9 protein-coding genes are annotated in these 11744 nt (G+C 61.4%); 1 reads left to right on the top strand and 8 read right to left on the bottom strand.

Annotation, left to right across the window (positions count from 1 at the left end):
• Window positions 1-50: 50 nt before the first annotated feature.
• From AB8B29_RS10710 to AB8B29_RS10685, 6 genes are all read right to left on the bottom strand, one after another.
• Window positions 51-968, bottom strand: a complete 918-nt coding sequence (locus AB8B29_RS10710; protein WP_113118520.1) for a sugar kinase — start codon at window positions 966-968, stop codon at window positions 51-53.
• Between the two features lie 94 nt (window positions 969-1062).
• Window positions 1063-2049 (bottom strand): ABC transporter ATP-binding protein, encoded by a 987-nt coding sequence (locus tag AB8B29_RS10705; RefSeq protein ID WP_037194837.1) that lies wholly within the window; start codon window positions 2047-2049, stop codon window positions 1063-1065.
• Complete coding sequence (locus AB8B29_RS10700; protein ID WP_047638679.1) at window positions 2042-3037, bottom strand: ABC transporter ATP-binding protein; 996 nt, start codon at window positions 3035-3037, stop codon at window positions 2042-2044. The genes AB8B29_RS10705 and AB8B29_RS10700 overlap by 8 nt, the downstream gene beginning before the upstream one ends.
• Window position 3038: 1 nt before the next feature.
• A complete protein-coding gene (locus tag AB8B29_RS10695) occupies window positions 3039-3956 on the bottom strand; it encodes an ABC transporter permease (protein WP_034504004.1) in 918 nt (305 codons plus the stop codon).
• The gene (locus AB8B29_RS10690; protein WP_047562602.1) at window positions 3953-4876 is read right to left on the bottom strand and encodes an ABC transporter permease subunit; all 924 of its coding nucleotides are present in this window, start codon (window positions 4874-4876) and stop codon (window positions 3953-3955) included. Before AB8B29_RS10690 ends, AB8B29_RS10695 begins: the two co-directional genes overlap by 4 nt.
• A gap of 63 nt (window positions 4877-4939) precedes the next feature.
• Window positions 4940-6520, bottom strand: coding sequence for a peptide ABC transporter substrate-binding protein (locus tag AB8B29_RS10685; RefSeq protein ID WP_037194830.1), 1581 nt, complete (start codon window positions 6518-6520; stop codon window positions 4940-4942).
• Window positions 6521-6812: 292 nt separating this feature from the next.
• On the opposite strand from AB8B29_RS10685, the gene bglA reads away from it, so the two are divergent.
• Window positions 6813-8459 carry a beta-galactosidase BglA gene (gene bglA, locus AB8B29_RS10680; RefSeq protein WP_037194825.1) on the top strand — a complete coding sequence of 549 codons (1647 nt, stop codon included), beginning with the start codon at window positions 6813-6815 and terminating at the stop codon, window positions 8457-8459.
• Here bglA and ade read toward each other — a convergent pair whose 3' ends face one another.
• Both ade and AB8B29_RS10670 read right to left on the bottom strand, forming a co-directional pair.
• The gene (ade, locus tag AB8B29_RS10675; RefSeq protein WP_047638780.1) at window positions 8460-10157 is read right to left on the bottom strand and encodes an adenine deaminase; all 1698 of its coding nucleotides are present in this window, start codon (window positions 10155-10157) and stop codon (window positions 8460-8462) included.
• A 94-nt stretch (window positions 10158-10251) separates the two neighbouring features.
• Window positions 10252-11580 carry an aspartate aminotransferase family protein gene (locus tag AB8B29_RS10670; RefSeq protein WP_037194824.1) on the bottom strand — a complete coding sequence of 443 codons (1329 nt, stop codon included), beginning with the start codon at window positions 11578-11580 and terminating at the stop codon, window positions 10252-10254.
• Window positions 11581-11744: the final 164 nt, after the last annotated feature.

The following is an 11744-nucleotide window of genomic DNA, read 5'->3' as shown; positions in this document are numbered from 1 at the left end:
CCGCGCCCACCTTATTGTGGGGGGTGTCCATGATGGAAATATTACAGTGGTTATCTGGCGGTTTTCAGCTTCTTGGGCGAGACGAGGGCGCCGTATTCCTGAATGACTTTCGCGGCGATTTCGGCGGCGAAGGCGGCAGCGGCGAGCGGATCGCCATGCTGCAGGTAATGGGCGAGAAACGCGCCGTTGAAGCTGTCGCCGGCGCTGGTGGTATCGACGACCTTGTCGACCTCGACCGCAGGCACGAGCGTTTCATTGGCGTCGGTGCCGACGGTGGCGCCTTCGGGGCCGTTCTTGACGACGACCATATCGGCTCCGTACTGCCGGTATCGACGAATGGTGCCCGCAATCGAGTCGTCGCCGAAATGCGCGGCTTCGTCATCGAAGCTCGGCATCACGACGGTCGAGGCGCGCGCGCCATCCGTGATCATGGTGTGCATGGCATCCAGGCTGGACCACAGGCGTGGGCGCAGGTTGGGGTCGAAGGCCACCGGCTTGCCGGCGGCCTTGGCGCGGCGGAGCTCAGCCAGCAGCGTATAGGCATCCTCGCGCGGCAGGATCGCCAGCGTAATGCCCGAAAAATATAGCACGTCCGACGCTTCTATCGCGGCGCGCAGCGCATCGCCATCTGCCGCGAGAAGGCGGGCTGCCGAACTGTCGCGCCAATAGCTGAAGGAGCGTTCGCCATTCTTCAGGTTGATCATGTAGAGGCCCGGCGTCTTGCCGCGCAGGCGGCGGATATCCGCGGTGCCGATGCCGGCGCCGCGCATGAAGGCGACCATTTCGTCCGACATGGCGTCATCGCCGAGCGTGGTGAAATAATCGACGGACCAATCGGCAGGCAGGCAGGCGCGAGCATACCAGGCAGTGTTGAAGGTGTCGCCGGCGAAACCCTTGCGCAGGTGTCCGTCGTCGGCCTGCGACAACTCCACCATGCATTCGCCGATCGATAGAAAACGCCCGCCCAAGACTTCCTCCTGCATTTTTGCCTTGCTGCTGAATACGCGCAAGCAGCCGCTTGGGCAAGGTGGACGGCGGCTGCCGCCGTCTACCTTTGAGGCCTTACGGCCGGTCCATGTGATAGCAGGCGGCCGTCTGGCCGGGGCGCACCTGCTCGGTCGGCGGCATCTTCGTGCGGCATATGTCCGTCGCCTTCCAGCAGCGTGGCGAGAAGACGCAGCCCGGCGGTGGATTGAGCGGCGAGGGCGGATCGCCCTGCAGGCGGATGCGCTCACGGCGACGCGCCAGCTTCGGATCCGGGATGGGTGCCGCCGAGAACAGCGCCTGTGTATAGGGATGGGCCGGATGGTCGAAGACTGTAGCGGCTTCGCCGGCTTCCACCACCTTTCCGAGATAGAGCACCAGCACGTCGTCCGAGATCAGGCGCACGACGGAAAGATCGTGGCTGATGAAGATCAGCGTCAGGCCGAACTCCTTGCGCAGACGGCGCAAGAGCGTGATGACCTGCCCCTGGATCGAAACGTCCAGCGCCGAGACCGGCTCGTCGCAGATGATCAGCTTCGGACGGGTGATGACGGCGCGGGCAATGCCGATGCGCTGAGCCTGGCCCCCCGAAAACTCATGCGGATAGCGGTTGATCATCTCGGGCACCAGGCCGACCGCCGCCATGATCTCGCGGACGCGATCCTGTCTTTGGGCTCTTGTCAGTTTCGGCTCGAACACGGTGAGCGGCTCGGCGATGATATCGCCGACTGTCATGCGCGGATCGAGCGAAGCGATCGGGTCCTGGAAGATGATCTGCATGTCGCGACGAGCGGCACGCATCTCCTCGTCGGTGAGATCGAGAAGATTGCCGCCTTGCCACATGATGCGGCCCTTCTGCGCCCGGATCAGCCGCAGGATGGAGCGGCCGAGCGTCGACTTGCCGCAGCCCGATTCGCCGACGATGCCGAGCGTGCGCCCAGTCTTCAGTTCGAAGCTGACATCGTTGACCGCCGTCAGGATCATCGGTGGCTTGAAGAAGGATTTCGACGGCAGTTCGAATTCGGTGGTCAGATGCTCGACCTTCAGAAGCGTTTGCTCAGCCATGGACGAAGCTCCGTTCCTGATTAGCCGAAAGGGGATGGAAGCAGGCCGCACAGCGCTGCGGCGCCAATTGATCGAGCGGCGGCGGCGCATCGATACAGTCGTCCTCCACATGGGCGCAACGCGGCGAGAAGGCGCAGCCGCGCGGCAGGTGCATCAGGTTTGGCGGCCGGCCGGGGATGACGGCGAGATCGTCGACGTCCTGGTCAGGCCGCGGGATCGAGGCGTGAAGCGCCGCTGTGTAAGGATGGGCCGGGTTTTCGAACAGTTCGTCGACCGGCGCTTCCTCGACGATGCGGCCGGCATACATGACGGCGACACGGTCGGCCAGGCCGGCCACGACGCCGAGGTCATGGGTAATCATGACGAGCGCGGTGTGCATTTCGGCCGTCAACTCATTGAAAAGATCGAGAATCTGCGCCTGGATGGTAACGTCGAGCGCGGTTGTCGGCTCGTCGGCAATCAGAAGCTTCGGCTTGGTGAGCAGCGCCATGGCGATGACGATACGCTGACGCATGCCGCCCGAAAGCTCGTGTGGATAAAGGTTGAAGCGGCGCGTCGGGTCGGGAATGCCGACACGTTTCAGCATGTCCAGCGCCGTAGTCGATGCCGCCCGTGCCGACAAGCCGCCGTGGACTTCCAACTGCTCAGTCAACTGCCGGGAGATGCGCAACGACGGATTGAGGGCCGTCATCGGGTCCTGGAAGACCATCGCCACATCCTTGCCGCGCACGTGATCGAGTTCACGCGGCTTCAGTTTCAGGATGTCCTTGCCATCGAGCAGCGCCTGACCGCTGGTGCGGCCGTTCTTGGCGAGCAGGCCCATCAGGCCGAGGAAGGTCTGGCTCTTGCCGGAACCGGATTCGCCGACGACAGCGACGCGTTCGCCGCGGCCGATCTTCAGATTCAGTTTCGAGACGGCGGCGACCTCGCCTTCCGGTGTGCGGAAGGTGATCGAGTAATCTTTGAGTTCAAGAAGCGTGTCTGTCATATCAGCGATCCTTCGGATCGAAAGCGTCGCGCAGACCATCGCCGATGAAGAGCAGGCTCATCAGCAGCGCGACCAGGAAGCCGGCGGGGAAAAACAGTATCCAGGGCGTCGTTTCCATGCCGGCCGAGCCCTCGGCGATCAGCGTGCCGAGCGATGTCAGCGGTTCCTGTACGCCGAAGCCGAGATAGGACAGGAAGCTTTCCGTGGCGATGATCTCCGGAATGGTGAGCGTCGCGTAGATGACGACCGGACCGACGAGGTTCGGGACGATGTGCTTGAGGATGATCTTGAACGACCGCTGGCCCGAGGCGCGGGCGGCTTCAATGAATTCCCGCTGCTTGATGGATAATGTCTGGCCGCGCACGATGCGGGCCATGGTCAGCCATTCGAGCGCGCCGATTGCCGCGAACAGCAGATAGACGTTGCGGCCGAAGATCACCATCAGCAGGATGACGAAGAGGACGTAGGGCAGCGCGTACATGATATCGACGAAACGCATCATGATGGCATCGACGCGACCGCCGAAATAGCCGGAAACGGCGCCGTAAAGCACGCCGATGAGCACCGAGACGAGGGTTGCCACGAGGGCGACGGTCAGCGAAACGCGCGTGCCGTAGAGCGTGCGCGCCAGCAGGTCGCGACCGTTGCCATCCGTGCCGAAATAGTGGCCGGCGGCGAAATCCGGGGGACCTCGGAAGGAGGTCCAGTCCGGATCCTCGTAGTTGAAGGGAAGGAAGCTCGGGCCGAAAATGGCGATGAGGACCAGCAGCGCCAGCACGATCAGCGACAGTGCCGCCGCCTTGTTGCGCAGCAGGCGACGCATCGCATCGCCGCTGAGGGAGCGCCCCTTGGGCGCGAGCCCTTCTGCCGAAAGCAGCTCCGCTTCCAACAGTTCTCTCTTGGCTGAATTGAGGATCATCGCATTCTCACTTTCGGATCGAGCCAGGCATAGGCGATGTCGACCAGCAGATTGAGGACCACGATCAGGACCATGTAGAAAATGACGGTGCCGAGGACCATGCCGTAATCACGATTAAGCGCCGCGCCGACGAAGTAGCGGCCGACACCGGGAAGGCCGAAGATGCTTTCCACGACCAGCGAACCGGTGAGCAGATAACTTGCCGCCGGCCCGAGATAGGAGACGACGGGCATCATCGCCGGTTTCAATGCATGGCGCATCACGGTGAGCCTGGGGCCGATACCCTTGGCCTTGGCGGTGCGGATGAAATTCTGGCTCATCACCTCGATCATCGAGCCGCGCATCAGGCGGGAGATGCGCGCCGCGTGCGGCAGGGTCAGAACGATGATGGGAAGGACCAGGAACCGGACCGAACCATCGCCCCAGCCGCCGACGGGCAGCCAGCCGAGTTCGTTGCCGAAGACAAGCTGGAGGATCGGGGCAATGAGGAAGCTCGGCATGACCAAGCCGATAAGCAGGCCTCCGCCCAGCCAGTAGTCGGCGCTGCGGTTCTGATACAGCGCCCCAAGACAGCCGATGAAAACGCCGATGATGGTGGCGAGCACGAAGGCGGAGCCGCCGATCGTCAGCGTATAGGGAAATCCCGACATGATCTGCTGGGTGACGGTGAAGTCCTGATTGGCGAAGGAGGGGCCGAGGTCGCCCTTCATCACGTCGCCGACATAGATCAGGTATTGCTCGACCAGCGGCTTATCCAGATTGTAGTGGGCCGCGAGGTTGGCTTTGACTTCCGGCGGCAATGGCCGTTCGCCATCGAAGGGGCCGCCGGGAGCGAGGCGCAGAATGAAAAAGCACACTGTCACGGCAATCCACAGTACGGGGATTGTCGACAGCAGACGACGGAGAGCGTAGCGAAACATGGGTGCGTTGAGGCCCCGCCCGGCAAGAGCGGGCAGGGCCTTTTCCTATCTATTCTTTGGGACCTATTCTTTGACGGACAGCCAGCGCGTGCGGTGAATGTCCTGAATATTGTCGACGAAACCCTGCACCTTCGGGGCGACGATGTTCTGCGAAACGTAGTAGTAGATCGGGATCGCGGCGCTATCGTCGAGGGCGAGCTGCTCGGCCTTCTTATAGATCTCGGCGCGCTTCTTCAGATCGATCTCTTCGTTGCCCTGCTTGATCAGAGCGTCGTAGTCCGGATTGCTCCAGCGGCCATAGTTCATTTCGACGCCGGTCGACAGCAGGTTCAGGAAGTTGATCGGATCATTGTAGTCGGCGAGCCAGCCGGCACGGCCGATTTCCACCTGGCCGCGCTGCATTTCATCGTAATGCACCTTGGTTTCGGTGTTGTAGAGCTCGATATCGACGCCGAGCGGCTTCCACATGGCGGCGATCGCCACGGCGATGCGCTTGTGGTTGTCGTTGGTGTTGTAGCGCAGCTGCGCCTTCAGCGGATGGTCAGGACCGAAGCCTGCTTCCTTCAACAGCTTCTTGGCCTCTTCGACCTTCTGCTTGTAAGGCTCGTCCTTCCAGCTGACATAGGCCGGCTCGCCGTAATTGGCCGTGCCCGGCGGTACCCAGGAATACATCGGCAGTTCGCCGGTACCCAGAATCTTCGGGCCGATGACCTCGCGGTTGACGGCCATCGAGAGAGCCTGGCGGACGCGCTTGTCGTTGAAGGGCGGCTTGGTGGCGTTCAGGACGTAATAGTAGGTGCCGAGGAACGGAACCACATGCGCCTGGCCCGGAAGGTTCTTCTGGATCCACTCATACTGATCGGCGGGGAACGAGGTCAGAATATCGAATTCGCCGGCGCGATAGCGCTTGAGTGCGGCAGACTGATCTTCCAGCGTATAGAAGTTCACCTTGTCGATCTTCACGTCCTTGGCGTCATAGTACTGGTCGTTCTTGACGTTGCTGACATGCGAGCCGGGCACCCATTCGACCGGTTTGTAAGGGCCGTTGGTGACGATGTTTTCGACCTTGACCCAGCTATCGCCCTTCGCTTCGACGACATGCTTCGGCAGCGGATAGGCCGTGTAGTGCATCAAGGCGTTGAGGAAGTAAGGGGTCGGGTTCTCGAGCGTGATTTCCAGCGTCTTGTCGTCGATCGCCTTGACGCCGAGCTGGGTCGGATCCTTGATCTCGCCCTTGTTGATCTTTTCCGCGTTCTTGATCGTGTATTGCAGGTAGGCGTATTGGGCGGCGGTCTTCGGGTCCATCAGACGCTGGAAAGCAAAGACGAAGTCCTGAGCGGTGACAGGCGTGCCGTCGGACCACTTGATGCCGTCGCGCAACTTGAAGGTATAGACCTTCTGGTCGGGGGAAATGGTCCAGCTCGCCGCCTGGCCGGGAATGGGGTTGTCCTTGGGATCTTCGGTCACCAAGCCTTCGAAAATATCGCCGTCGATACGGTTTTCCCAGTCGCCCGAAATTTTTTGCGGATCGAGCGACGTGGGGTCGCCGCCGTTGTGGATATTGAGGGTCGCGGCATGAGCGGAGAGGCTCAATATCGTGCTGACGAACGCCGTCGCGATAAATCTTCTGGCCAAATGAGACATATGTTTTCCCACCTTTCTGGAGTTATTGTCCTTGTTTTACAAGGATATTTTTGATCCCGCAGGTGACCCGTACGTGCAGGTCAATGTCGGAAGTTATCCAAAGCGGCGTCGCATTCAAGCCCCAAAAAGACGCACAGGCTTTGCGTGTGGGCATCCATGTTGATAATTCGCTAAAATTGATGCTGCGAATTTATGCTTCCGGCCTCGGGTTCGCGCCTCCGCCCGATTGCGGCTTGCCGCCTGCGGCCGAGTATGCAAATTGAAAGACCGTGTGCGATATCGAGGCGGTTGGATGAAATCGACAAGGAAGGCGGCGGGAGCCGACTGGTGGCGCGGCGCCGTGATCTATCAGGTCTACCCGCGATCGTTTCAGGATACGGATGCCAACGGGCTTGGCGACATCAAGGGGATCACCCGCCGCCTGCCTCATATTGCCGCACTCGGGGTCGATGCGATCTGGCTGGCACCGTTCTTCACCTCGCCGATGGCGGACATGGGCTACGATGTCGCCGACTATTGCGACGTCGATCCGATTTTCGGCACGCTTGACGATTTCGACGAGATGATGGCGGCGGCGCATGCGCTGGGGCTCAAGGTCATCATCGATCAGGTCATCTCGCATACGTCGGACCGGCATCCCTGGTTCGTGGAGAGCCGGGCAAGCCGCGACAATCCCAAGGCGGATTGGTATGTGTGGGCCGATCCGAAACCGGATGGCACGGCGCCGAACAACTGGCTTTCGATCTTCGGCGGGCCAGGCTGGGAATGGGACGGCGTGCGCCGGCAATATTACCAGCACAACTTCCTGACCTCGCAACCGGACCTGAACTTCCATAATCCTGAAGTTCAGGACGCGGTGCTGGCGGCCGTGAAATTCTGGCTCGACCGCGGTGTCGACGGCTTCCGCCTGGATACGGTTAATTACTATTTCTGCGACAAGGAGCTGCGCGACAATCCGCCGGCGCTCGTTGCGACGGGTGGCCTGGACGCGCCGGAGAGCAATCCCTACGGCATGCAGAACCATCTCTATGACAAGACCCAGCCGGAGAATATTGGCTTCCTGAAGCGGTTCCGTGCGCTGCTCGATCAATATGAGGATCGCGCGACGGTCGGCGAGGTGGGCGATGGCGCCCGTTCGCTGCAGACGGTGGCCGCCTATACCAGCGGCGGCGACAAGCTGCACATGTGCTATACATTCGACCTGCTGGGGCCGGATTTTACCCCCGCGCATTTCCGCCGTTGCGTCGGCGACTTTCAGGATAACGTCGTCGACGGCTGGGTCTGCTGGGCCTTTTCCAATCACGATGTGCAACGCCATGTCAGCCGCTTCGCGCTGACGGAGGAAGAGCAGCCGCGCGTCGCCAAGCTTGCGATTTCGCTGCTCTCGACGCTGCGCGGCTCGATCTGCCTGTATCAGGGGGAGGAGTTGGGTCTGCCGGAGGCGGAGCTTGCCTTCGAGGATCTGCGCGATCCCTATGGCATTCGCTTCTGGCCGGCCTTCAAGGGGCGTGACGGATGCCGCACGCCGATGCCCTGGGAAGCGAGCCGTGCCCATGCCGGGTTTACGACCGCCGAGAAATCCTGGCTGCCGGTGCCTTACCAGCATGCGTCCCTTGCCGTTGACAAGCAGGAGGCGGACGAGGATTCCGTGCTGCATCACTATCGGCAGACACTGGCCTTCCGGAGGGAATATGCCGCCTTGCGCGACGGCGATATGACCTTCCTTGACACCGAGGAAGATGTTCTCGCCTTCACGCGCTCGAAGGATGGCGAGACGCTGCTTTTCGTCTTCAATCTGTCCCGCAAGCCGGTGAAGGTCGCCCTGCCGGAGGGCATCAAGCTGGCAAAGACCATTGCCATGCCGGGTTTCGAGACCGCCGACGCAGGGGCGACGGTGACGCTCTCAGCGCTTGACGTCTATTGCGGTGAGCTTGCCTGATCAGCCGATCAGCATGAACTTGTCGACATCGACGAGCCCCTTATCCGATATCTTCAGGTGCGGGATGACGGGCAGCGGCAGGAAAGCGAGCTGCAGGAAGGGCTCTCCCAGCGTCGCGCCGAGAGCGTAGGCTGCCTGGCGCAAGTGGTGGAGCGTGTCGCGGACGCTTTCATAGGGTTCGAGGCTCATGAGGCCGGCGATGGGCAGGGCGATCTCGCCGGTGACGACACCGTTCTCGACGACCACGAAGCCGCCGTTGATATCGCTGAGGCGATTGGCGGCGAGCGCCATGTCATCCTCGTCGACGCCGACGACGCAGATATTGTGGCTGTCATGACCGACTGTGGAGGCGATCGCGCCCTTCTTCAACCCAAAGCCCTGAACGAAGCCGTTGGCATGATTGCCGTTCTTGCCGTGCCGTTCGATGACGGCGACCTTGATGATATCGTTGCCGAGGTCGATATCGGTCTGGTTGCCCTTGGCGGGCAGGCGATAGCGGCGATGTTCGGTGATGATCTTGCCGGGGGTGACGCCGATGACGGAGCTTTCGCCCTCGCTGACCGGCACACCGAAGTCGGCGGCGTTGATCGGGCGGGCCTTGACACTGTCGAGGCCGACGGGAGCGATGAGCTTGCGGCTGGCGAAGAGCTCGGCCGTGACGCGGCGGCCGGCGGAGAAGACGGTCTCGGCCTTGCAGCTCTCCAGGCTGTCGATAACGACGAGATCGGCGCGCCAGCCGGGCGCCACCAGACCGCGGTCCCGCAGGCCGAAAGCACGCGCCGCCGAAATCGAAGCGGCGCGATAGATGGCCAGCGGCTCGACGCCATGTGTGATCGCGGTGCGGATCATGTAATCCAGATGGCCTTGCTCGGCGATATCAAGGGGATTGCGATCGTCGGTGCAGAGTGCGAGATGGGGCGACAGGCGCTCGGTGATGATAGGCATCAGCGCATACAGGTCCTTGGAGACCGAACCTTCGCGCACAAGCACCTGCATGCCCTTGCGGATCTTCTCCAGCGCCTCCTCGGCGGTGGTCGATTCATGCTCCGTGCGGATGCCGGCTGAGAGATAGCCGTTGAGATCATTACCGCGCAGCAACGGCGCATGGCCGTCGATATGGCCGCCCTGGAAGGCCTCAAGCTTTGCCATGCAGATGGGATCCTTGTGGACCACACCGGGGAAATTCATGAATTCGGCAAGGCCGATCACCTTCGGGTGGTCGCGGAAGGGCAGCAGCTTTTCGATCGGCAGATCGGCGCCGGAGGTTTCCAGATGCGTCGCCGGTACACAGGAGGAAAGCTGGACGCGGATATCCATGATGGTTTCAAGCGAACTGTCCAGGAAATACTGGATGCCCTCGGTACCGAGCACATTGGCGATTTCATGCGGATCGCAAATGACTGTCGTCACGCCATAGGGCAGGACGCAGCGATCGAATTCATGCGGCGTCACCAGCGAGGATTCGATATGGAGATGCGTATCGATGAAACCAGGGACGACGATGCGGCCCGATATGTCGATCTCTTCGCGCCCCTGATAATCGCCGCAGGTGCCGACGATGCGGTCGCCGCAAATGGCGATATCAGAGGCAACAAGCTCTCCCGTCACCAGATCGAAAAACCGCCCGCCCTTCAGCACGATATCCGCCGGCTCTCGGCCCACGCCTTGATCGATATAGCGTTCGAGTTTGGTGGTCATGTTCATTCCTCGCATATGGATCGCCCCTCATGCCCAACCATTCTGCTTGTGCAAAAAGGGGCGTGAGGGGCGCAGAAGTGACTGAGCCTATGCCTCAGATATTATTCTGCAAGATCTCGCGAAGCTTGCCGAACAGCTCGTCGATGTGATGCTTTTCGATGATCAGCGGCGGCGAGAGCGCGATGATGTCGCCGGTGGTGCGGATCAGCAGGCCCTTTTCATAGGCCTTGAGGAAAGCTGTGAAGGCACGCTTGGTGGGCTCGCCGGCGATCGGGTCGAGCTCGATCGCGCCGATCAGGCCGGTATTTCTGATATCGATGACGTTCGGGCAGTCCTTCAGCGAATGCAGCGCGTCGGCCCAGTAGTCGGAGAGCTCGGCTGCGCGCGTCAGCAGGCCTTCTTCCTTGTAGGTGTCGAGCGTGGCAAGCGCGGCGGCGGATGCGATCGGGTTGCCCGAATAGGTGTAGCCGTGGAAGAACTCGATCATGTGCTCGGGGCCCTGCATGAAAGCGTCATGGATCTCCGAGGTGACGAAAACAGCACCCATCGGAATGACGCCGTTGGTCAGGCCCTTGGCCGTGGTGATGATATCCGGTTTGACATCGTAATATTGGGCAGCAAAGGGAGTGCCGAGGCGGCCGAAGCCGGTGATGACTTCGTCGAAGATCAGCAGGATGCCGTGCTTGGTGCAGATTTCACGCAGCTTCTGCAGATAGCCCTTCGGCGGGATCAGCACGCCGGTGGAGCCGGCAACCGGCTCGACGATGACGGCGGCGATGGTGGAGGCGTCGTGCAGCGTGACGATACGCTCCAACTCGCTGGCAATATCGCCGCCATGCTCGGGCTCGCCGCGCGTGAAGGCATTCTTGCCGGGAACGTGCGTGTGCGGCATATGGTCGACACCAGTCAGAAGCGTGCCGAACATCTTGCGGTTGGTGACGATGCCGCCGACGGAGATGCCGCCGAAATTGACGCCGTGATAGCCGCGCTCACGGCCGATGAGACGGAAGCGCGAGCCGTTGCCCTTCACGCGGTGATAGGCGAGCGCAATCTTCAGGGCTGTTTCGACCGATTCCGAACCGGAGTTCGTGTAGAGGACATGGTCCATGCCTTCGGGGGCGAGGTCCACCAGCCGGTTCGCCAGTTCGAATGCCTTGGGGTGGCCGAGCTGGAAGGCGGGCGCATAATCGAGCTCGCCGGCCTGCTGGGCAATGGCCTCGGTGATCTTCGGGCGGCAGTGCCCGGCGTTTACGCACCATAGCCCCGCGGTTCCATCCAGAACCTGCCGGCCATCATGGGTGGTGTAGTACATGTCTTTGGCGCTGACGAAGAGGCGCGGTTCCTTCTTGAACTGACGGTTGGCCGTAAACGGCATCCAGAATGCGCGCAAATCATTAGGGGTGGCATTCAAACGGTCCGACATGCTGTTCTCCAACGGCCATTCGGGGGCCATTTCCCGATCGCGGCGTTACGCTGCGTGATGATATTTACTGCCTGGTCAAATTATCAATCGGCCTCTTGGCGTCAAGGCAAAGATGGCGTCGGGAAAGGGGAGGGATTCTATGTAGAGGCCGCGTCTGTGGGTCG

It is taken from the genome of Rhizobium sp. 11_C7_N12_5, from assembly GCF_051811145.1.
GTDB lineage: Bacteria > Pseudomonadota > Alphaproteobacteria > Rhizobiales > Rhizobiaceae > Rhizobium > Rhizobium lusitanum.
The sequence above is the reverse complement of the archived record's forward strand: the minus strand, read 5'-3'. Positions and strand labels throughout refer to the sequence as shown.

Coding starts and splice junctions, on each gene's coding strand:
- AB8B29_RS10705 (WP_037194837.1), bottom strand. CDS start 2,049: ATGGCTGAGCAAACGCTTCTGAAGGTCGAGCATCTGACCACCGAATTC.
- AB8B29_RS10700 (WP_047638679.1), bottom strand. CDS start 3,037: ATGACAGACACGCTTCTTGAACTCAAAGATTACTCGATCACCTTCCGC.
- AB8B29_RS10695 (WP_034504004.1), bottom strand. CDS start 3,956: ATGATCCTCAATTCAGCCAAGAGAGAACTGTTGGAAGCGGAGCTGCTT.
- AB8B29_RS10690 (WP_047562602.1), bottom strand. CDS start 4,876: ATGTTTCGCTACGCTCTCCGTCGTCTGCTGTCGACAATCCCCGTACTG.
- AB8B29_RS10685 (WP_037194830.1), bottom strand. CDS start 6,520: ATGTCTCATTTGGCCAGAAGATTTATCGCGACGGCGTTCGTCAGCACG.
- bglA (WP_037194825.1), top strand. CDS start 6,813: ATGAAATCGACAAGGAAGGCGGCGGGAGCCGACTGGTGGCGCGGCGCC.
- ade (WP_047638780.1), bottom strand. CDS start 10,157: ATGACCACCAAACTCGAACGCTATATCGATCAAGGCGTGGGCCGAGAG.
- AB8B29_RS10670 (WP_037194824.1), bottom strand. CDS start 11,580: ATGTCGGACCGTTTGAATGCCACCCCTAATGATTTGCGCGCATTCTGG.